This window comes from Rhodobacteraceae bacterium IMCC1335 (assembly GCA_039640495.1).
Lineage (GTDB): Bacteria > Pseudomonadota > Alphaproteobacteria > Rhodobacterales > Rhodobacteraceae > Thalassovivens.
Genome location: CP046864.1, coordinates 2,874,916 through 2,896,985, shown reverse-complemented (window position 1 = coordinate 2,896,985; position 22,070 = coordinate 2,874,916). Strand labels below are relative to the sequence as shown.

20 protein-coding genes are annotated in these 22,070 nt (G+C 50.8%); 10 read left to right on the top strand and 10 right to left on the bottom strand.

All coding sequences use genetic code 11. The annotated features are described in order from the left end of the window. The first annotated feature begins 122 nt into the window (after positions 1-122). On the top strand, positions 123-578 hold the full coding sequence (locus GN241_14005; GenBank protein ID XAT58375.1) for an NUDIX domain-containing protein: 456 nt from the start codon (positions 123-125) through the stop codon (positions 576-578). Here GN241_14005 and truA read toward each other — a convergent pair. Together truA and GN241_13995 are read right to left on the bottom strand one after the other, a co-directional pair. Then, the gene (gene truA / locus GN241_14000) at positions 575-1,339 is read right to left on the bottom strand and encodes a tRNA pseudouridine(38-40) synthase TruA (protein ID XAT58374.1); all 765 of its coding nucleotides are present in this window, start codon (positions 1,337-1,339) and stop codon (positions 575-577) included. The genes GN241_14005 and truA overlap by 4 nt on opposite strands. Before the next feature lie 108 nt (positions 1,340-1,447). Next, positions 1,448-1,942, bottom strand: a complete 495-nt coding sequence (locus GN241_13995; GenBank protein ID XAT58373.1) for a GNAT family N-acetyltransferase — start codon at positions 1,940-1,942, stop codon at positions 1,448-1,450. Positions 1,943-2,016: 74 nt separating this feature from the next. On the opposite strand from GN241_13995, the gene GN241_13990 reads away from it, so the two are divergent. The 3 genes from GN241_13990 to argF all read left to right on the top strand — a co-directional run bounded on the left by GN241_13990 (position 2,017) and on the right by argF (position 5,024). Next, on the top strand, positions 2,017-2,652 hold the full coding sequence (locus GN241_13990; protein XAT59294.1) for a flavin reductase family protein: 636 nt from the start codon (positions 2,017-2,019) through the stop codon (positions 2,650-2,652). A 179-nt stretch (positions 2,653-2,831) separates the two neighbouring features. Further along, positions 2,832-4,007 carry an acetylornithine/succinylornithine family transaminase gene (locus tag GN241_13985; protein XAT58372.1) on the top strand — a complete coding sequence of 392 codons (1,176 nt, stop codon included), beginning with the start codon at positions 2,832-2,834 and terminating at the stop codon, positions 4,005-4,007. A 90-nt stretch (positions 4,008-4,097) separates the two neighbouring features. After that, positions 4,098-5,024 (top strand): ornithine carbamoyltransferase, encoded by a 927-nt coding sequence (argF, locus tag GN241_13980; protein XAT58371.1) that lies wholly within the window; start codon positions 4,098-4,100, stop codon positions 5,022-5,024. Here argF and GN241_13975 read toward each other — a convergent pair. Beyond that, the gene (locus GN241_13975) at positions 5,021-5,425 is read right to left on the bottom strand and encodes a DUF393 domain-containing protein (GenBank protein ID XAT58370.1); all 405 of its coding nucleotides are present in this window, start codon (positions 5,423-5,425) and stop codon (positions 5,021-5,023) included. The genes argF and GN241_13975 overlap by 4 nt on opposite strands. A 54-nt stretch (positions 5,426-5,479) precedes the next feature. Then, positions 5,480-6,010 carry an adenine phosphoribosyltransferase gene (locus tag GN241_13970; protein ID XAT58369.1) on the bottom strand — a complete coding sequence of 177 codons (531 nt, stop codon included), beginning with the start codon at positions 6,008-6,010 and terminating at the stop codon, positions 5,480-5,482. A 208-nt stretch (positions 6,011-6,218) separates the two neighbouring features. Here GN241_13970 and GN241_13965 point away from each other — a divergent pair, with 208 nt between their 5' ends. After that, positions 6,219-7,847, top strand: coding sequence for an STAS domain-containing protein (locus GN241_13965; protein XAT58368.1), 1,629 nt, complete (start codon positions 6,219-6,221; stop codon positions 7,845-7,847). A gap of 123 nt (positions 7,848-7,970) precedes the next feature. Further along, a complete protein-coding gene (locus GN241_13960) occupies positions 7,971-8,549 on the top strand; it encodes a thymidine kinase (protein XAT58367.1) in 579 nt (192 codons plus the stop codon). A gap of 791 nt (positions 8,550-9,340) precedes the next feature. On the opposite strand, the gene hisD is transcribed toward GN241_13960, so the two are convergent. The 5 genes from hisD to GN241_13935 form a co-directional block, all read right to left on the bottom strand. Then, a complete protein-coding gene (gene hisD, locus GN241_13955) occupies positions 9,341-10,654 on the bottom strand; it encodes a histidinol dehydrogenase (protein XAT58366.1) in 1,314 nt (437 codons plus the stop codon). Next, on the bottom strand, positions 10,654-11,724 hold the full coding sequence (locus tag GN241_13950) for a DUF475 domain-containing protein (GenBank protein ID XAT58365.1): 1,071 nt from the start codon (positions 11,722-11,724) through the stop codon (positions 10,654-10,656). Before GN241_13950 ends, hisD begins: the two co-directional genes overlap by 1 nt. A gap of 8 nt (positions 11,725-11,732) precedes the next feature. Continuing rightward, on the bottom strand, positions 11,733-14,102 hold the full coding sequence (locus GN241_13945; GenBank protein XAT59293.1) for a TRAP transporter large permease subunit: 2,370 nt from the start codon (positions 14,100-14,102) through the stop codon (positions 11,733-11,735). A gap of 216 nt (positions 14,103-14,318) precedes the next feature. Continuing rightward, a complete protein-coding gene (locus GN241_13940) occupies positions 14,319-15,413 on the bottom strand; it encodes a C4-dicarboxylate ABC transporter substrate-binding protein (protein XAT58364.1) in 1,095 nt (364 codons plus the stop codon). A 142-nt stretch (positions 15,414-15,555) separates the two neighbouring features. Beyond that, positions 15,556-17,154, bottom strand: coding sequence for a choline dehydrogenase (locus GN241_13935; protein XAT58363.1), 1,599 nt, complete (start codon positions 17,152-17,154; stop codon positions 15,556-15,558). A 117-nt stretch (positions 17,155-17,271) separates the two neighbouring features. On the opposite strand from GN241_13935, the gene GN241_13930 reads away from it, so the two are divergent. Further along, positions 17,272-18,033, top strand: a complete 762-nt coding sequence (locus tag GN241_13930; protein XAT58362.1) for a helix-turn-helix domain-containing protein — start codon at positions 17,272-17,274, stop codon at positions 18,031-18,033. A 169-nt stretch (positions 18,034-18,202) separates the two neighbouring features. Here GN241_13930 and GN241_13925 read toward each other — a convergent pair whose 3' ends face one another. Beyond that, on the bottom strand, positions 18,203-18,598 hold the full coding sequence (locus GN241_13925; protein XAT58361.1) for a hypothetical protein: 396 nt from the start codon (positions 18,596-18,598) through the stop codon (positions 18,203-18,205). A 537-nt stretch (positions 18,599-19,135) separates the two neighbouring features. Between GN241_13925 and GN241_13920 the strand changes: the two genes are divergently transcribed. The 3 genes from GN241_13920 to GN241_13910 all read left to right on the top strand — a co-directional run bounded on the left by GN241_13920 (position 19,136) and on the right by GN241_13910 (position 22,067). Then, complete coding sequence (locus GN241_13920) at positions 19,136-19,969, top strand: TIGR01459 family HAD-type hydrolase (protein XAT58360.1); 834 nt, start codon at positions 19,136-19,138, stop codon at positions 19,967-19,969. Between the two features lie 150 nt (positions 19,970-20,119). Then, positions 20,120-20,995, top strand: a complete 876-nt coding sequence (locus GN241_13915) for an acyltransferase (protein XAT58359.1) — start codon at positions 20,120-20,122, stop codon at positions 20,993-20,995. Between the two features lie 172 nt (positions 20,996-21,167). Continuing rightward, positions 21,168-22,067, top strand: coding sequence for a zinc ABC transporter solute-binding protein (locus GN241_13910; protein XAT58358.1), 900 nt, complete (start codon positions 21,168-21,170; stop codon positions 22,065-22,067). The last annotated feature ends 3 nt before the right edge of the window (positions 22,068-22,070 follow it).

Genomic DNA, 22,070 nt, shown 5'->3' with positions numbered 1-22,070 from the left:
GATTATGGCGGCTTGCGCACGCGGCTTGAACTAGCCTCTGTAAAATAGGGGATATAAGAAAGACTGATTCAGCGATCTAAGCCGTCTTTAAACATCACGCGGAAAAGCCTATCGTCGCCGTTATGAACAATTCTGAAAACAAGGCGTATCGGCCGCAGCAAGTGGCGGCTTTATGTTTGAAGCACCGCAAAGGCAAATTATCCGTCTTGATGATTACCAGTCGAAAAACCAAACGTTGGATTCTGCCAAAGGGCTGGCTGGAAGAGAATAAAACCGAGGCCGAAGTTGCTTTGATGGAAGCCTGGGAAGAGGCTGGGGTTATAGCAGATCCAACATCCCCTGCGTTGATCGGCTCTTATCACTACGTCAAACGCTTGCGCGGCGCGCAGGAAGTGCCCCTTGAGGTCAATGTTTATCGAATTGCTTCTTGTACATTAGCAAAGCGCTATCCCGAGAAAAAACAACGGCAACGCAAATGGGTATCGTTGAAAAAAGCTGCCAAAATGGTGGATGAGCAAAGTTTAAAGCGATTACTTTTGGCGCAGATCGAAAGCGATGAAGGCAATGTCGGGAATTAAAAAGGATTTTGTGGGTATTTTACCGAGTGTAAATACAACCCCTGAGGCGGGCTGACAGGACCGCAGGCGGCGCGCGATCGCGCTTCAAGCGCTTGCTTGACCTGATCGGGTGACCAAGCGCCTGCGCCAACGCGCTCTAACGTGCCAATGAAGCTGCGCACCTGATTGTGTAGAAAACTGCGAGCCTCGACGGTGAAATGGAATTCGCATCCAAAGGGTAAATCGATCTGTTCAATCTGCAGCCGGTCTAAGGTTTTTAGCGGGCTTTGGGCCTGACACATGCTGGATCTGAAGGTTGTGAAATCATGCAAGCCGATCAAATGCTGCGCGGCGTCTTGCATGGGCTTTAAGTGCAAGTCATGGCGCACTTGCCACACCAATCCCGCATTATGCACGGCGGGCGCGCGCCGCGAGAGAAGTTTGAACACATATTTGCGCCCGATGGCCGAAAATCGTGCGTGCCAATCAGCCGCCACTTCGGTGCAAGCGGTGATCGAAACCGGCTGTGGTTTGAGGTGAAAGTTTAGCGCTTCGCTCAACCGAAAAGTATCCCAGCGGGTGGCTAAATCGCAATGGGCAACCTGACCGATTGCGTGAACGCCCGTATCCGTGCGCCCAGCACCGGCCACCTCCTGCAGCCCGGGGGCAAGTTTTCGTAGGGCTGTTTCTAGCGCCTCTTGAACCGAGGGCTGATCAGCTTGGCGCTGCCATCCACAAAAAGGCGCGCCATGATATTCAATTTTGAAAGCGTAACGAGGCATGTGCGCGCTCTAAAGCAAAATATAAGATTAGAAAAGCACTTCAAACCAACGCATGACTGTTTGCAAATATACCGCCCGCCTTACCCGTATGCTGTTTGGCTGCGCATCTTAGTGCGCAAACCCGGGTTTTTCGACCGACCCAGAGATCTTGTTCCATGCATTTTTGGACAGCGAGACGCCCAAGATCCGGTTTGGATTGGTGGGCGGCGGCATATGAACATTTTGCAGCTTTACAAATCCAAATCTTTCGTAATAGGGCGCGTCACCGATCAGCATTACCCGCTGGTGACCCATGTCCTGCGCGATCTTTAGGCTTTCACGGATCAAAAAGCCCCCCAATCCTTCGCCTTGGCGGGTGGGATGCACCGCCACCGGGCCCAATAACAGCGCCGGTTGCTGGGCGATACTGACGGGCCAATATCGAATGGCCCCGCCAAGCGCGCCAGTTTCGTCACGGATCAAAAAGCATAAGGCCGCCACTGGGTTTGCATCATCGCGCAGGCGATAAGATGACAAGGCTTCGCGGCCGGGCGCAAAGCATAGGTCAAACAGAGCTTCGACCTCCCACCAATCTGCGGGCGTTTCTGGCGTTAAATCAAGCACGGCTTCATATTCCACTTTGCGCTGGAATTGGGCTTAACATGACGATAAGTCAGGATCAAACAGGAGAGAAAGCTATATTTTACGAACCCGAACAAGGCCATGGCCTGCCTTATAACCCTTTTAATGCCATTGTGACGCCTCGGCCAATCGGTTGGATTTCAACCCGCGATGCCCAAGGGCGCAATAACCTTGCCCCTTATTCGTTTTTCAATGCCGTGGCCTATGTGCCACCGCAGGTGATGTTTGCCTCAACGGGAGAAAAGCCGGATCAAAATGGCACCAAAGACAGCGTTGCTAATATCCGGGAAACAGGCGTTTTTTGCGTGAATATTGTCGAACATGCGATGATCGAGCAAATGAATGCAAGCGCTGCCACTTTGCCCTATGACACCAATGAATATGAACAAGCCGGTCTGCAGCAGATCGCGTGCAACATTATAAATTGCGCGCGGGTTTCTGGGGCGCCTGCGGCGTTAGAATGTAAGCTGACGCAAATTGTTAACCTTCCCGGCGCGGCTAATTTTGCCGTGTTTGGAGAAGTGATTGGTGTGCATATGCGGGAAGATTGTATCGAAAATGGCCGGTTTGATGTCACGAAATTTAAGCCCTTAACGCGTTTGGGGTATCGGGATTATGCAATCATTGAAAAGACGTTTGAATTGGCCCGTCCAGATGAAGGCAAAAACCCCAATATCAAACCAAGGACATAATGTACCTTGCACCACTGCTCGAATTCTGTTTTCTAGTTTTTATGATATATCGTGCGCTTAAAAGCCGGCTCCGACGCGGCTAATTCTTTGTTTTTTATTCGCGGCCCCTGCGCGCGCGACGCGGTTTGCCCGGCCTAAGGCCATTCCAGATACTTTGTTTTTCAAGGATAGATCCCGTTATGATCCCCTCAATTTTACCAACTTACGCGCGCGCCCCTTTAAGTTTCACCAAAGGCGAAGGCACCTGGCTGATCGAAGAAGATGGCCGCCGATTTTTGGATTTGGGCGCGGGCATTGCCGTGAATGCGCTGGGCCATGCGCATCCGAGCCTTGTTGCGGCCCTAACCGCGCAAGCGCAAAACCTTTGGCATGTGTCGAACCTATATAAGATCCCCCAGCAAACGGCGCTGGCGGATCAACTTGTGGCGCAGAGTTTCGCCGATACGGTGTTTTTCACGAACTCGGGCACCGAAAGCTGCGAGCTTGCGGTTAAAATGGCGCGCAAATATTGGTTCGAAAAAGGCCAGTCGGAACGCGTTGAGATTATCACCTTCTCGGGATCCTTTCATGGCCGCTCTTCGGCGGGTATCGCCGCGGCGGGATCAGAAAAAATGACCAAAGGCTTTGGCCCGCTTCTGCCGGGATTTGTGCATCTTGATTGGGCCGATCACGCTCCGCTTGACGCCGCTATTACGGCGAAAACCGCGGCTATTTTGATTGAACCAATTCAAGGTGAGGGCGGTATTCGCCCTGTTCCGGATGCCTGTTTGAAAGGCCTGAGAGAGCTTTGCGACCGCCACAATCTGTTGTTAATTTTTGACGAAGTGCAATGTGGTATTGGCCGCAGTGGTAAGTTGTTTGCCCATGAATGGGCGGGCGTTACCCCAGATATTATGATGGTGGCAAAAGGCATTGGTGGCGGGTTTCCTTTGGGGGCTGTTTTGGCCAGCGAAGCGGCGGCTTTGGGCATGGGCGCGGGCACGCATGGTTCAACTTATGGCGGCAATCCTTTGGCCTGTGCCGTTGGATGCGCGGTTTTGGCAAACGTTGCTGATGAGGCTTTTTTGGCTGAGGTGCGCCGGAAGTCAGCGTTGTTCAAACAAAAATTAGGGGGGCTGATCGCGGCGCATCCGGATGTATTTGACAGCCTGCGCGGGGAAGGCTTGATGCTGGGATTAAAGTGTAAATGTACAAATACAGATATGGTCGCGGCAGGCTATGAGGCGTTGGTTATCACCGTTCCTGCTGCGGATAATGTGATCCGTTTGTTACCTCCGCTAAACATAACGGATGATGAGATAGAGCTGGCAATCGGGCGGCTTGATCAGGCGGCGCAGCGCTTAAAGTCAAAATAATCTTAATGGCGCGCTTGAAGCTTTGCCACCCATAGGTCAGTTTGCGCGGTTTAAACCCGCGGCGCGCGTCGAAAAATAAGGAAAACCCGGATGCAACATTTTCTCGATATTCATAAATCCGCACCCGAAACTCTGCGTCAGATTATCGACCAGGCGATGGAGATGAAAAGCGACCGCGCTGGGCAACCGCGCGCTGCGTTAGACCGCGGACGGCCTTTGGCGGGCCAGATGGTGGCATTGATTTTTGAAAAACCTTCAACCCGTACGCGGATTAGTTTTGATGTTGGTGTGCGCCAGATGGGGGGCGAAACCATGGTGCTTTCGGGTGCAGATATGCAGCTTGGACATGGGGAAACCATCGCTGACACGGCGCGGGTTCTGAGCCGCTATGTGGATTTGATCATGATCAGAACCTTTGAGGAGGCCACGCTGCTGGAAATGGCGGAACATGCCAGCGTACCAGTGATAAACGGGCTGACCAATCGCACGCATCCCTGCCAAATTATGGCCGATATCATGACGTTTGAGGAACATCGCGGCCCGATCAAAGGCAAGAAAGTTGTGTGGTCAGGCGATGGCAATAATGTATTTGCCAGTTTTGCCCATGCCGCAGGGCAATTCGGGTTTGATCTCACCTTTACCGGGCCTGAGCCCCTAGATCCCGAAGAGGTGTTTTTGAGCGCGGCGCGCGCGAAAGGCGTAAAAATTGAGATTGAGCGCAATCCTCATAAGGCTGTCGAGGGTGCTGATCTTGTGGTTACGGATACATGGGTCAGCATGCATGATCCGCAATCAGCGCGCGAACGTCGGCATAATCAATTGCGTGGCTATCAGGTGAACAGCGCCTTGATGGCCAATGCCAAACCTGAGGCTTTGTTCATGCATTGCCTGCCGGCGCATCGCGAGGATGAGGCCACATCAGACGTGATGGATGGCCCGCAATCTGTGATATTTGATGAGGCTGAAAACCGCTTGCACGTACAAAAAGCGATCATGCGGCATTGTTTGGGCCTTTAAAAACCTTGGCTATTCCCATTGCTCTGGGGCGCGGTCCTACGCGCTTGCCGGCGCAAATGCCAGCGATATATAACGGGCGCAAGTGCATAATCATAAATGGCAGAAGTGGCTTGTTTTAAGATCGGCAACCCGATCAGCCGCGCCAGAAAACGATAGCGGGGCATATCTTGCCAAAGCACCAAAAAGGCGGGTATGCCGCTATAGAGCTGCCCTGATTTACGCACGTAAAGGCGCTTCGCGGCTTGATCCGCGCTTAAGCCCCAGCTGTTTAAATCGCAACTGTTGAGATCATCAAAGCGCAACGCAAGCCCGCGATCAGAGCTATAGGCGGCGTAATGGTCTATTTCAAAGCGGCATATAGGGCAATCTGCATTGTATAAAATTTCGGTTTCTTTTGGCATCTTGCAGCTCCTTGCAGCCCATGAACTAGGCGGCAAATGCAAAATGACAAGCGCTTAATGGCCTTCAAAAGAGCAAAGGCTGTGCAAGGGCAAGCCCATCGCCTGCAATTTCTGTGATCCGCCAAGCTCGGGCAAATCAATCACAAAGGCACAGGCCGTTACATCGCCGCCAAGCCGCTCAATCAGTTTCACGCCAGCCTCGGCCGTGCCTCCGGTGGCCAAAAGATCATCGACCACCAAGACGGTTTCACCCGCTTCGATTGCGTCTTCGTGCAATTCAAGCACGGCTTGGCCATATTCTAGCGTATACTCTTGGCTGATCACCGATCCCGGCAATTTACCCTGTTTGCGGATCGGAACGAAGCCGCAGCCCAGATGGTAGGCAACGGCGCCACCTAAAATAAATCCGCGCGCCTCTAAACCCGCAACTTTGTCAATTTTTTGCTCAAGAAAGGGTGCAACCAATTGTTTGATCGCCAATTGAAACCCGTCAGGGTCATCGAACAAGGTGGTGACATCGCGAAACATAATGCCAGCATGAGGAAAATCAGGGATTGTGCGAATATAGTCTTTTACGGTTTTCATACGATCTCCAGAAGCAACTTAAAGCGCTGGTAACACGAAATAATTTTTCTTTTCAAGTTGGATGTCTCAATCTTGATTGTCGAATAGATGCGCCGCGCTGCAGGGCGGGCCCGTTGTAACGCTGCCGCAGGCACAACTAGGCTGTTCTCTTTGGAAAAAATGCGTTAATGGACTTTTTGAACACACTCCCAGCGATTTGGATAAGCTTATGAAACGTGCCATCCTCGGCTCTTTTGCCAATTTGACCATGCCCGATTTGAACGTGATGAATGATGAAGGATTGAGCGCGGCGCGGTTGCGTATCGAATTGCTCTCTGGTCTCACCGTGGCCCTGGCTCTCATTCCCGAAGCGGTGGCTTTTGCCTTCGTGGCTGGGGTTCACCCGTTGGTTGGGCTTTATGCGGCGTTTTTGGTAGGATTGATCACGGCGGTGATGGGGGGGCGCCCTGGGATGATTTCTGGCGCAACGGGGGCGCTGGCGGTTGTGATGGTCGCCCTGGTTGCACAGCATGGTGTTGAATATCTGTTCGCCGCCGTGGTGCTGATGGGGGTTTTACAAATCTTTGCCGGTGTCATGCAATGGGGGAAATTTATCCGGTTGGTGCCGCATCCGGTGATGTTGGGCTTTGTAAACGGATTGGCGATTGTTATTTTTCTTGCGCAGCTCACCCAGTTCAAAGTGCCAGGTACGATGGAAATTGGCGGGCATGGGGCTTTTGGTGGAGAATGGTTAAGCGGAACTCCCTTGATCACCATGTTGGGTCTTGTGGCGCTTACGATGGGTATTATTTACATCATGCCGCGCGTGACAAAAATTATTCCAGCGCCTTTGGCGGGCATTGGTATTGTCGCCGCTGTGGTGATTGGCTTCGGGTTGGATGTGCCCAGAGTGGGCGATATGGCGTCCATCAAAGGTGGGCTGCCCAGCTTCCATTTTCCCAGAGTTGAGCTGAGTTGGGAAACCTTTCAAATCATCTTGCCGTATTCAATCATTTTGGCCGCGATTGGTTTGATCGAAAGCCTTTTAACCCTAAACCTTGTGGGCGAGATGACCAATAAACGCGGCGGCGCCAGCCAAGAATGCGTTGCGCAAGGTGTAGCAAATACCGTGACCGGGTTTTTTGGCGGGATGGGAGGCTGCGCGATGATCGGGCAGTCGATGATCAATGTGCGCTCGGGTGGACGCACGCGGATCGCCGGGATCGCAGCGGCTTTATTCTTGCTGCTGTTTATTTTGGTGGGCTCAAGCATCATCGAAATGATCCCTTTGGCCGCGCTTGTCGGGGTGATGTTCATGGTGGTGATTGGAACCTTCGCGTGGAACTCGCTTACGATTTTGCGCCGCGTGCCTTTTACAGATGCCTTCGTTACGGTTTTGGTCACCATCGTGACGGTTCTGTCTGATCTCGCAGTTGCGGTGGTCGTTGGAGTGATTGTTTCGGCCTTGGCTTATGCGTGGAACAACGCGCGCCGGATCCATGCTCATGAAGAAATCAATCAAGATGGCAGCAAATCCTATCGCATTCAGGGACCTTTGTTTTTTGGCTCATCTGATGGGTTCGTTGAATTATTCACACCAGATGAAGATCCAGATACGGTGGTCGTCGATTTTGCGGATAGTCGGGTGGTGGATCAATCGGCGCTTCAGGCGATCGAAGCCGTGGCAGCAAAATATGAGGGGGCTGGAAAGCGCATTCAATTGCGTCATCTCAGCCGCGATTGCCACCGTTTGCTCAGCAAGGCTGGCCATCTGATGGTTGATAGCGAGGATGACCCGGATTATGCGCTGGCGGTGAATTATTCTGTGCGTACCGGAATTTTGGAAAGCGGGCATTAAAACCTTTGCTGGTTGCCCTGTCCATTCTGCGCCAGCGCGGTTTGTTCGTCGTTGATGCAAAACGGTCAGGGCCAGGCAAACGCGATCGAACCGTGAAAGCTGATCTGTGGAGCTGAGAAAATTATGGCGAAACTTTATTTTCATTATTCTACGATGAATGCAGGTAAATCGACCTTATTGTTACAAGCAGCGCATAACTATCTCGAACGAGGGATGAAAACCTATTTGTTAACCGCGCAGTTTGACCACCGCGCAGGTGAAGGAAAAATCGCATCGCGGATCGGAGTAGAAAAAGCCGCTGACACATTCGCAACCGGTGAGAATTTATATCAAAAAATTGAGCGCCGCCTGTCAGCTCGCCCCTGCGATTGTATCTTCATCGATGAAGCGCAGTTCCTCGAGCACAGTCAGGTTTGGCAATTGGCACGGGCTGTAGATGATTTGAAGGTTCCGGTGATGTGCTATGGCTTGCGGGTTGATTTTCAGGGTCAACTGTTTCCCGGCTCGGCAGCTCTTTTGGCGCTTGCGGATGAAATGCGAGAAATCAGAACCATCTGTCATTGCGGTAAAAAAGCCACGATGGTGATCCGGCAAGATGAGACGGGTCAGGTGATAACGCAAGGCGCACAAGTGCAAATTGGCGGTAATGAAACCTACCTGTCTCTCTGCCGCCGCCATTGGCGCGAAGCAACCGGGTCGTGAAGTCACTTTTGAAACTGCACCCTTCCAAAAGTGGCCGCGTTGATTTTAAAGTTTAGCAAAGGCTCGAACTTCAAGCATTGAGCTTCTACCGCGATGAGTTGTCCATTTTTCGAGCTCATCTTCGGTCACCACAGCGCGCATTTTCTGAACGGTTTGCACAATCATCCGCTTTACGGTTTTTTTCCCATCAGAAGATAATTTCTAAACGGTATTGTCATTACCGCCGAAACCCAGCGCACGCGCAAATCGAGATTGGCTGAGCCACAAACGGTCTCTGGCGTTTTTGATTTCTTCAAGTGTCGCATCAACTGGTTTTTTTATATTATTCACAGCGATTTTGGCAACTAAACGATCATTATACCAGCCGCTGGGATGTGGCATAAGTACAGTCCAGTACGGCGCGGCTTAAATGGTTTTTAACTTAGGTGCCCCTCCAAGCGTTCTGAACTGTTTCAGAAAATCTATATCTTTGTCGTGATAAATGACGGAGGGTATATTTCCAATTTCTGACATTACGATTGCTCATGGAAGTGTAACTCTTTTCAAAAATAAAGTAGTCTGAAACATCATGTCCCATAAGAATATCAGGGCTTTTGCTCTGCTATCCAAGGGATCATTGCTGCGGGTCATGCCTTGTCTATTTTTGCGCGGGTTTTGATTGCCTTAAGACGCATTCACAGGATGAATGGACCTTGCAGGCCCAATTGGGTTTGAAAAGCTAGGCTTAAGCTTACCATCTTTACGGGCCTATTGCACCGATTTGCGCAATAAGAACCCGCGTCGCAAAGGGGTTAAATATCGTCTGCGGCGGTTAAATCGAAATTCTCATTTGGAAAATACTTTCTGAGACGAATATCAGCTGTGCGGGCATGCCCTTCCATACCCTCAAGCCGAGAAATTCGCGCTGTGGCCTCTGCAACGGGCTTTGATCCTTCGCGCGTTGCGCGCTGCCAAGTGACGATTTTCATATATTTATGAACGCTTAATCCACCCGTATAGCTTGCGGCGCCGGATGTGGGTAAAACGTGATTTGTGCCCGATGCCTTATCCCCAAAGGCGACCGTGGTTTCTTCGCCCAAGAACAGCGAGCCATAACAGCTAAGGCGATTGAGCCACCAATCGAGATCTTGCGCTTGGACGGTCAGATGCTCGGGTGCATAGGCATCCGATGTGGCGGCCATTTCCTCTCGTGTGTCGCAGAGTATAATTTCCGCATAATCGCGCCAAGCGGCGTAGGCATTATCGCGGTTAAGCTCTGGCAGATCCTCGATCAACGCGGGCACCAACAGCATTACCTTTTCAGCCAGCGCGCGATCATCGGTCACCAGCCAAACCGGGGAGTTATAGCCATGCTCAGCCTGGCCGACAAGATCGGCTGCAACGATATCTGCATCTGCATGCGCGTCGGCCAGAATCAGGCTATCTGTTGGTCCTGCGATCATATCAATGCCAACGCGGCCAAAAAGCATGCGTTTGGCTTCGGCAACGAATTGGTTTCCCGGCCCAACAAGAATATTAGCTTTGGGCAGCCCAAATAACCCAAACGTCATCGCGGCAACGCCTTGCACGCCGCCCATAGCCAAAATTTTATCCGCACCCGAAATATGCGCAGCATATATGATCGCGGGGGCAACGCCTATATCCGGCCGCGGTGGAGAGCAGGCGATAATGTTTTTACAGCCTGCGACCTTGGCTGTGGTCACCGTCATGATGGCGCTGGCAATATGGCTGTAGCGGCCCCCGGGGATATAGCAGCCGGCGGCGTTCACCGCGATCGCTTTTTGCCCTGCGATTAATCCGGGCACAACCTCTGTTTCAAAATCAGCGACGGTTGATTTTTGGGCTTCCGCAAATTTTTTAACATTGGCATGCGCAAATTCGATATCGCGCTTCATCTTATCAGCCACCAGCGCCGAAGCCGTCTTAATTGACTCTGCAGACAGCAGTATGGAGCCCTGATAATTGTCAAATTTTGCTGCGTATTCTAGAGCTATTTCATCACCGCCTGCCTCAATCTCATCTAGAATTTTGCGCACTATATCGCGCGTTTCGGTGGCATCGCTTCGAGAATGAAGAGGAGCTTTCTTAAGATATTTGACGGTCATTATTCGGCTCCTATCGCTGCATCCTCATGTACAGCACCTGATTTGTTATGTTGAATGGATTTATAAAAGGCGAGGCCGATAAGAAACACGCCGATCCCGCCGGTTAATACTTCCGGGACGTGAAACAGGGATTGCAGAAACATGATAATCGATAGAGCAAAAATAGAATAAAACGCCCCATGTTCCAAATATCTGAATTCTGCCAGAGTTTTACGCTCTACAAGCATGATCGTCATCGAGCGCACATACATCGCTCCAATGCCCAGACCTATCGCGATTAAAAGGATATTTGTGGTCAGCGCAAAGGCTCCGATCACGCCGTCAAATGAGAAGCTGGCATCCAAAACCTCAAGATATAAGAACGCGCCCAATCCGCCGCGCGCACCAATGGCGGCGGTGTTGCTGGCAACATTGTCGAGATAAGCACCCAACCCATCGACAAGCATGAAGACCAATAATCCCATTATTGCCGACATTAAGAAGGCCGCCTGTTTATATTCTGGCAAGAATTGGCAAATCGCAATGATGATGATCAGGACAAAGGTGATTTCTAAACCGCGAATTGATCCCATGCGCCGAAGCCGCGTTTCAAGCCCCACGATCCAATCGACCGATTTTTCTTCATCCACAAAGAATTTCAGCGCAACCATCATTAAAAAAGTACCGCCAAAAGCAGATATTGGGCCATGCGCTTGTTCAATGATATGCGAATATTTTTCTGGGTCGGCCAAGGCCAAATGGATTGCGGCGAAAGGGTTGATCCAGGCAAAAATGGCCACAATCGCCAAGGGAAAGATTATGCGCATGCCAAAAACAGCGATCAAAATCCCCCAGGTAAGAAACCGCCGTTGCCAAACCGGCGTCATCTCTTCAAGTTTGTTGGCATTTACAATGGCGTTGTCAAAAGACAAGGCGATTTCTAATGCGGCCAAAATAGCGCCAACAAATAGGAACCCGAGCACCCCTGAAACCGTTCCGGTTGTTGCCCAGCCCAACCAGCCAGACAGGCCAAGGCCAACAACAGTCACGATCAACGGCCATTTTTGATAGGAGAGAGTGGATCTACTCATTGCAGCACCTATTGACCAAACACTTGATTGGGCAGCCAGAGAACGATTTGTGGGAAAATGAGAATAAGGATCAATCCGATAAGTTGGATTACCATGAATTGCATCATACCCAGATAGATATCTTTCAAATCCCAATTCGGAACCACGCCCTTAAGGAAATAGGCGGATAAGGCCACTGGCGGGGATAGCCATGCTGTTTGCAAATTCACTGCAACCAGAATTCCGAACCACACCATCAGGTCGTAGCGATCAAGGCCGTGAAGTTCAAGCTTCTCCACGGTTGGCAGCAAAACCGGAACTACGATCAACACAATCGGCACCCATTCCAATGGCCATCCTAAAAGGAAAATCAGCGCCATCACCAGGATCAATATCAGATAGGGTGACATGTCTAACCCAAGCAACATCTCGGTCATCATTTTCGGCGTGCCAAGCGATGAAAACTCTGCGCCAAAAAAGTTTGAGGCAGCCACCAAAAACATGATCAATACGGTGATTTCAAGCGATTTGATAAGATTGTCAAAAAAGCCCGAGACTGTGAATTTGCGGTAGATCAGCGATAAGAGAATGGCGCCAAATGCGCCCATGGCAGCAGCTTCTGCCGGTGTTGCAAACCCCAGTAGAATAGAGCCCAATGCGAAAGAGATCAAAATTGTTGGAGGCATCAGGCCTGCGAAAAATTCGTCCCAAAGCTCTGAGAATTCAAACCTGGTTTCGGCATCGCTGCGATAGATTGGCATGGCCAGCGCCGCGAGCAGAACGATGAAGGCCAGTAATAGCAGCGAAACCCATGGAAGGCCGTCCTCCCAATTCGCAGCAACCATGTAAGCATGAAATACAACCGTTATTGGCAGCGCGATGCGCAGCACACTTAGATTGCGATAGGCGCGATAGGTCAAAACCATTACGCCGCCTAAAACAATCAAGCCACCAAATGGCAGAAGGCCGCCAAATGCACCTCCAAGGCCCAACCCAAAAACCCGGCAGATGGTTAGAACGCCCATCGAAATTAGCGCTATTTCTGCCCCATAAAAATCAGAGGTTTTGGGTTGCGCGTCTTCGGATAACACAGGGCCTAACTCGGGGTTGAGCCAGCACCGACCCAATGTATAGAGCAGGTATAGCATTGCCAATACGGCACCGGGAATGAACGCGCCGCGGAATAAATCGAGCGTTGACACTTCAAGAACTGGCCCCATCACAATCAGCATAATTGAGGGCGGTATTAAAATGCCCAATGTGCCGCCTGCCGTTATGGTCCCTGCTGCCAGCTGTACATTGTAACCGGAGCGGTTCATTGTGGCACCTGCCATGATCCCAAGAAGCGTCACAGAGGCGCCAACGATCCCTGTGGCTGCAGCAAAGATCGTAGAAACGATCAGCACCGCGATGTAAAGCGACCCGCGCACCCGTGACATGATCATCTGGATGGATGTGAACAATCGTTCCATCAAACCGGCGGCTTCCATTACGATTCCCATCAGGATGAAAAGTGGCACTGCCATCAACTGATCGTTTAACATTGTTGAATTTGTATTCAGCGTCATCAGCAGCGTGGTGAGCTTAAAGTTTGATCCCCAAATACCAAATACAAAAGCTAGGAAAATAAGCGTGAATGAAATTGGGAAACCGATGAAGATCACGAAAATCATCGCTGTGAGCATGATCAAACCGATGGTTGGTTTGGAAAGGCCGGGGCGGGCTGACATTATATCTGTAAACCAGTCTCCGCCCGGCGTTGCCTCTGGAGCAAACACGGCCATTGTCAGCCAAATCAAGGCGAGTAGATAAAACGGTAGGGCTTGGACAAATCGCCTCTCGCGTTCTTTTCCCATTTTGTGGAGGGCTCTGAACAATTCGGGAATACCTTGCAAGGTGAGCAGCAAACCACCCACAGGCATGGCCAGGCGCGCTGGCCAAAGAAGGGGCTCCCACGGGCTATCAAAAGCGGTTTCACCCGTACGGTAGGCCAATTCCCAATATTGCGCCGCGATGATGGTGAAAAAAATCATAGATGGGATAAAAAACGCCATATAAAGAAAGGCATCAACGGTTGCTTGGGTTTTGTCGGTCCAATTGCGATACAGGAAATCAGCACGGATATGCACGCCCCGCATCAGGCCGTAGCCGGCGGCGCCCATAAACAGCACACCCGCGATCATACGGCTGATGTCATAGGCAAATAGCGTGGGCCCAAGCCCGAGCGCGCGCGCCGTGTCATCCCAGCCATAGCTGGCCATAATGCCAAAAGCATTGCGCGAAATCACTTCGAAAACAACCACCCCGATTAACGGAACCATTAACAAGCAAAGAAGCTTGCCGGCCCAATCATTTAACAGATCGATAAATCCGGTGATCGGGCGTTGCCAGGGCGTCATATCTTCGGGAGTTTCGCCAGGACGCTCGGTGCGGCGCTCTGCGATCAACTCATCTGCAATCTCTAGCTCTTCGGGTGCAATCTCATCAGCCACGCCCGTTCTCCCTTCCTATGTGGTCCTTTTTGTCAAAGGAGCCTTCATTTTTGGAAAAGCCTTCGGGTTTTACCAAAAATGAAGGTTGGGGCCCCGAAGGGCCCCGTTTTGTGTGTTTAGGAATTACTTCAGCGTATCGGCATGCGCTTTGCCTAAGCTGGCATTTGACGCCTGTGCACCTGCCCAGAACGGCACGGCCACATCGGCGAAATCTTTTTGAGATTGCCAAACTTCTGCAAAGAATTCGTTTTCAGCTGAGGCTTCTTCAAGAAGCTTCTTGGCCGCGGCCATATATTCGGTGAAATAATCGGCCGGTGTATCTTCTAAAATAACACCATGGTTTTCGGTTAAGTCTTTAAGCGCCTGTCCGTTCGAGTAAATACGATAAGACTGAGCTTTTGACAAAGAGGCATTCGCGGCAACTTCAATCGCTTTTTTCTCAGTTGCTGAAAGCCCGTCATAGACGTCGCCATTGAGGTAAAGGTCAGCATTTACAACAACCTGATGAAGGCCTTGCAGATAGTAATGCTTTAACACTTTTTGGAACCCAAAAACAGAGTCCGGCTTTGGGCAGCACCATTCTGCCGCGTCAATAGCGCCTTTTTCAAGGGCCGGAAGAATGTCTCCTCCCCCCATCGCAACGGCGGCAACACCGATTTCGTTATAGGCGGCGCCTACCATTCCGGGAGGAGCCCGGAAGCGCAGTTTACGGAAATCATCCATCGTTGCGATTTTTTCGGGGAACCAACCCAGAGCTTCTGGGCCAACGGGTTGCAGCATAAAGCCTTTTACATTGACGCCCATTTCATCCCACAGGCGATCGTATAGTTCACGGCCACCACCATATTGGAACCATGATAGGAATGACATCGCGTCAAGGCCAACACCGGCACCGGCAATAGGCGCGCCAAATAGGTTGGCGGCCGGATGCTTTCCGCCCCAATAATGGGTCCAAGCAAAGCCACCTTCCACCAAGCCGGCATCTACGGCATCCATAATGTCGCGTGGGCCAACAACCGCGCCCGCAGGCAAGATTTCAATCTTGACCGATCCGGCTGTCAGGGCTTCAACATCATCTGCAAAGCTTTGAAGCATGTAGACTTCGTCAGTTGAGTTTCCAAGCACGGATTGGATCCGGATGGTGGTTTCAGCAAATGCAGCTGATGCCATCAGCGTAAGGGCTGCTGTGCCCACGCTTAGGGTTTTAAGATTAAACATCAATTTTCCTCCCTTGATGATGTTTCCCTCATATCGTTATTGATCGCTGCCATGGCCGAGGGGATTGTCCTGACAGAAAATGAAAGTGGGTTTTATTCATGATTGACCATGATATCCACTTTATGAAGCGGGGTTACAAAAGTCATGATGCATCCTCCAACACCAGCTGACTGGCTTTTTCGCCGATCATGATCGCAGGTGCATTCGTGTTGCCGCTGACTATGCGCGGCATGATTGAGGCATCAGCAACGCGCAAGCCGCGAATGCCCTTTACTTTTAGCGACGGATCCACAACCGCCATCGGGTCGATGCCCATTTTGCAGGTGCCGGTTGGATGGTAAATCGTCACGGATGTTTGACGCGCCCAATCCAGCGTGGCCACCTCATCCTCTAGGGCGACCCCGACCCCGGGGGCATATTCTTCCGTGATATGAGATTTTAGCGGTTCTGACTGCGCGATGCGGCGTGCGATTTGAATGCCTTTCACGATAGTGCGGCAATCTGTGTCCGTGGACAGATAATTTGGATGAATTTCTGGGTGATCGTCGATATTGGCCGAGCTCAGCGTTAAATGCCCAGCGCTTTCGGGGCGCAGTTGCAAAACGGAAGCGGTGAAGGCCGAGAATTTATGCGGCCCATCCGAGGGTTTTAATGCACTCCAGGGCTGAATATGAAATTGGATATCTGGCGTTTCTAAATGCGCTTCGGTTTTTAGGAAGCCGGTTCCAAGACTGGCGGCCATCGTCATTGGGCCGCGCTGCGTGAACGCGTATTTGGCCGCAATCAAGCCTTTTTTTAAGTAGCTGTTGATTTCGGTATTCACGGTGCTGAGCGTGGTTTTGAAAACCGGACGGGCCTGCAGATGATCCTGTAGGTTTTTACCTACGCCAGGAAGATCTGATATAACCTCTATGCCATGCGCGCTAAGTTCGCCCCCGGCGCCAATGCCCGAGAGCATGAGAAGCTGCGGCGAGCCGATGGCCCCGGCACTAAGGATCACCTCGGCGCTTGCCGAAATCGTTTCAACCCGCTGATGTCGGCGAAGTTGTACACCAATGGCACGCCCTTCAGCGATCACCACTTTTTCGACCTGCGCATCGGTGATAATGCTCAAGTTTTTGCGCGTACGCGCGGGGGTCAAATAAGCTGCAGCGGAAGAACAACGCCGACCCCCTTTCATGGTCAGCTGAAAATATCCAACGCCTTCCTGATCGGCGCCGTTATAATCGGGATTACGCTTATATCCGGCATCCACCGCGGCATCGACCCATTTATCAACCACATCTCGCGTTAATCTTGAGTTTTGAACCGAAAGCGGCCCTGATTTTCCGCGCAGCCCGGTTTGATCCGTGCCTTCCCAGGTTTCGGACCGTATGAAATAGGGAAGAACATCGCTCCAGCTCCAGCCCGTGCAACCCATCTGCGCCCAGCCATCATAATCTTGTGCTTGGCCGCGCACGTAGAGAAGGCCGTTAATCGAACTGGAGCCGCCAAGGACCCGTCCACGCGGCCAGGGGATCGAGCGATTGGCGATCCCAACATCTTTCTGGGTTTCGTAACACCAATCCATTTTGGGATTGCCCATGGTTCGAAAATAGCCAACCGGAATATGGATCCAAGGGCTGGTATCGCGCGGCCCAGCTTCGATCAACGCAACCGTATACCGCCCATCTTCTGATAGGCGATTTGCAAGGGCGCATCCTGCGGAACCCGCACCAACAATGACGTAATCGAACCTCATATTACCCTAAATATCAAATAATGAGACTTTTATTCTCGAATTTATGCAAAATTTATGCTAACTATGATTCGAGACATATGTAAATCACTTTCTTGAAGAAAACCGGTTTGAGCCCTCATGCAGAGCCCGACAGAAACTCCAAGCAATTTGCGTACTTTATTGATCCTTGAAGTGCTGGGCAAAAGTGATCGCCCTATGACGGCGACTGAGATCAATACTGTGTTGAACCTTCCCAAACAGACCGTACATCGCTTATGCGCCACGCTGGAAGAGTTTGGGTTTATCACCCGTCCTAGCAACAGTAAAAAATATCAAGTTGCGCGCCGTTTGCGCGAAATTGGCGCGGGGTTGCTTTATAATTCGCGCGATCACATCATGCGGCGGCAAATATTATTGGATGTTGCGCAAGAGGTTGGGGAAACTGTGAATTTCGCGGTGCCGCGTGAAACCGGTATGGATTATTTGGATCGCGTCGAAACCCGCTGGGCGTTTCGGATCCAATTGCCAATCGGCTCGCGCGTGCCCTTTCATTGTACTGCCAGTGGCAAGACATTTTTGGCGAGCCTTCCGATGGCGAAACTGAAAAGCTTTTTAGCGACGCTGCATTTGCAAGCGATGACCCAAAATACCCATGTTTCGACAGCAACTCTTTTAACTGAGATTGCTCAGGTCCGAAAGAATGGCTACGCGCTCGATCAAGAAGAATTTATGGATGATATGGTTGCGATTGCGGTGCCTGTCACGGATCCGAAAAATCGCTATATTGCGGCGCTTGCCTTTCATGGTCCAACGCAGCGCGTGAATATTCCCGATGCTATCAAGAGCAAAGACCTGCTCCAATCCGCTGCGCGGCGCATTAGCGAAAGCCTTTTCGCGTAGGTTGCGTTTTGGCGAAGCAGGGCGGATTGTTTTTTAGCTCAGCCAGCTATACGGCGCTGGGTCAGGCGGTTTTTTGATAATCTGAAAAGATATATGATGCCTGTCTATACTGGCAGCCCAGCATAGTTTCGGGCCGCAACATAACGTGACAGGCGCAATTTAGACAGGCTCAGTCCTTATCAATTAATACGCCGTACGATCGCAATTCATCCAGCGCAGCTATGGGGAAATATTCGCTGGAAAATTGTGCTAATATGGTGGTGGCCTTAAAACGCTCACCATCAAATTCGCCCTGAACAACAACCGGGCTGCCCATTTCGAACGCCTCTGGTAATGGTCCCGGAAAGACAATGTTGATTGAGTCACTTTTGTCGGAAAGCGAAAATTGAATACCATACGCATCACTGGTTTGAACGGAATGGGCAATTCCAAAAACATTTACCATACGGGCGTATTGTGCGGTGAAGGCGGGTACCTCGCTTGGGAATAAAAAGTAGCGGGTTTGAGCGAGTGCGCCGGACGCTAAGAGGCAACTTGCAATCACCCCACAAATCAGTCGTTTCATAAAATTTCCATTATTAACTGCAGCGGGATTGACAGAGCATTTGCAACACTGATCCCAAATGGTTTGCGAACGAGACGAGTATGCAGCTTATTTTTGATGTTGCAAGCGGCCTTAAGGGATTGGGTGATCGCCAGATCTATGCGGTTTGCATTCAGCGCCGCGTTGCAGGGATTTTGAAATAAAAGCGATAAAGCATGCGCGGTCTCATCACCCCAAAACAAAATAGTCTCTTGCGTGGCGGAGGTTTTATGAGGCCGCCTTTATTCGCGTCCACGTAGATAAATGGGTGACAAACATATCCAATCCACTCGCCAGAGCTGACATAATTTCCGCCTGAGCCCTAGCGCCTAGATGGTTCGGCCTAATCTGTCTTTTCTTTGATCTAGAGAAGGTATCGTCAAACCCCCGATGGGGCTTAGGGGGTCTCTGCCAAATCCAATTATTCAGCTTTTCCGTTATTCCCATTAATTTGCGATGCCGTGATAGAGCCTATATTGAGTGTTAAAATATGGCCCAAACCGACGGATTATCTATGTTATGACCCAATGCATCAACAGTTTAGCGCAAATCGCGCAAAAATATGACGCCATTATTTTTGATCAATGGGGGGTTCTCCATGATGGCAGTTGTGCATATGCGGGCGCGATTGACTGTCTGGTTGGTCTCGCCGAGGCTGGGCATTCTTTATCCGTTCTTTCAAATTCAGGCAAACGCGCCGCGCCAAATGCCATGAGGATCGCCGATATGGGGTTTTCAAATGGGCTGTTCAATCAAATTATGACCAGCGGCGAAGCTTTATGGCATGATATTGATCAGGGCAAAATCGCGCAGAGTAAATTTTTTGCGATTGAAAGAGCGCAGGGTGATGCATTGGCCTGGGCGGAAGGGTTGAGTATTGAAATGACAGAGTTGCACAATGCGCAGGCGGTGCTGTTGATGGGCTTGCCAGACGCGGCCAAACTGGCAGATTGGCAGCCGGTTTTGGATCAAGCTTTCGCCGCAGATTTGCCGATTTATTGTTCGAACCCAGATCAACATTCTCCGCGCGCAGATGGTTTGGTAATCTCGGCCGGCGCGCTGGCGCGGGCCTATTCGCAAAGATCTGGGCGGGTGATTTATTATGGAAAACTGCATCGGCCAGTTTTTCAGGCTTTATCGGCCTCTCTTAAGGCGCAGCGGTTTTTGATGGTTGGAGACAGTTTAGATCATGATATTGCCGGTGCGCAGGCAGTTGGATGGGACAGCGTTTTGATTCAGAAGGGGCTTTATGCCAGTGCGTTTTCCAACGCCGATCACGATATCGTTCTAAAAACCCTGTTAAAGGACCGAACCTGCCAGCCGCCAACCTATTCTATTGAACAGCTGCAATAACCCGCTCTGGCGATTAATTGTTCATTTAATTTTAAGCGTCCAAGCATTTCATATTTGAGATCAGGCCCCAAAAACATATTAAAGTGGAATTTTTCGATAGGATGGTATTTTTAGTCTGGAAATTTCTTCAGCAAAACTTCAAAAGAAGTGATGATATTTCGTTCGATAAGAGCCACCTGGCATCACTTCAAATATCTGCCCTTATTGTCGGCCATAACGTTTTCGCGTGGAAGAAGTTTCGCGCGGCGTTCGCAGGCCTTGGGGGTATCGATTGGTTGGGTGCTGCGTTGGTACCCGCCGGCGCGGCGCTGGTTTGAACGCGAGTTTTTGAAAATTTTTCCCGATATGCCTCGTGCTCAACGGTTAGATATTTGTCAGCGTATGGGCGTTCATATGGGGCGCACCTTGTTTGAAATTTATCACTCGACAGAATTTCAAGCCGCTTCGCATAAATTTCACGTGTCAGGCGAGGGTTTGCAAACATTGGAGAAGGCCTTTGCAGCGGGCAAGGGGGCTATTGTTGTCTCGGGTCATTTTGGTCAGTGGGAGGCGGTCCGCGCGGTTTTGAAAAAACGCGGTATAGAAACTGGTGCTGTTTATCGTCGGCAGGCCAATCGCCATTATCAACGGCGATTATTGGCGGGCATTCAAGCAACTGGAAACCCAATCGTGTCGACCGGGCGCGCCGGCACACGGGCTTTGGTGCGGCATTTGAAAGCAGGGCGCGTTATCGCCATTATGTTAGATGAGAAACATCCTAACGGTGCCCGTCTTCCCTTTTTGGGCAGGGATGCGTTGACCTCGCTTTCGGCAGCAAATTTGGCGATTAAATATGGTATTCCAATGATCCCGGCCTTTGGAACGCGGATTGCCGATGGCAATGAATTTGATGTTGAATTTGAAGCGGAAATTCCGCATTCGGACAGCATAACCATGACCCAAGCTTTCAATGACAGCCTGTCAAAACGGATATTGGAAAATCCGGACCAATGGTATTGGTTGTTGCGGCGCTGGGATGGCGCTTAGGCAACTGTCGGCGTTCAACGTTTTAAACAAAAAAATGAATCATGTGCATTTATTTTCAATTTGGCGCGGCATGTGATTCGATGATGGCGCTGTTGCGATTAACTCGCAATAAGGCTTGACAGTTGCAAGTGATTCGCATTTACAGAAGCGAGCGACATGCAAAGGATCTTTCATGCTTACACGCGTCTTGTATCTGGCGGCTTCTCTCTTTGCCTGTTTGAGCGCAACAAGCGCAATGGCAGAGGCGCGACTGAAAGTGGTGACCACCTTTACAGTGCTTGCCGATATGGCGGCACATGTTGCTGGCGAGGCTGCTGATGTGGTCTCGATTACCAAGCCAGGTGCTGAAATTCATGGCTATCAACCGACACCGCAAGATATCGTAAAGGCCTCAGATGCGGATCTGATCTTGTGGAACGGGATGAATTTGGAGCTTTGGTTTGAACAGTTCTTTAAAAACTTGAAACAGGTGCCCTCAGTTACCTTGACCGACGGAATCACACCCATTTCAATTAAATCCGGAAGCTATGCAGGTTTACCCAATCCGCATGCCTGGATGGGATTAGACAATGCGGTGATTTATATTAACAATATTCGAGCCGCCTTTATCGAGCATGATCCTGATAACGCGGCGATATACAACGCCAATGCGCAGGCTTATATAGGTGAGTTGCGCAGAACCATTGAACCGTTGCGTGCGGCGCTTGCAAACATTCCCGAACAGCGCCGATGGTTGGTAACCTGCGAAGGGGCTTTTAGCTATCTTGCCCGCGATTTTGGGTTGAAAGAATTATATTTATGGCCAATGAACGCGGATCAAGTTGGCACACCGCAACAAGTGCGCAAGGTGATTGATGGCGTCAGGAAACACGGCATCCCAGCCGTGTTTTGCGAAAGCACAGTCAACGCGGCGCCCGCCCAGCAAGTGGCCCGCGAAACAGGCGCAGCGTATGGGGGGGTGCTTTACGTAGATAGTCTGAGCGCAGCCTCTGGCGCAGTCCCAACCTATCTTGATCTTCTAAGGGTTACGTCAAGCACTGTTGTGAAAGGGCTGTCGGGAGGCTCAAATTAGACT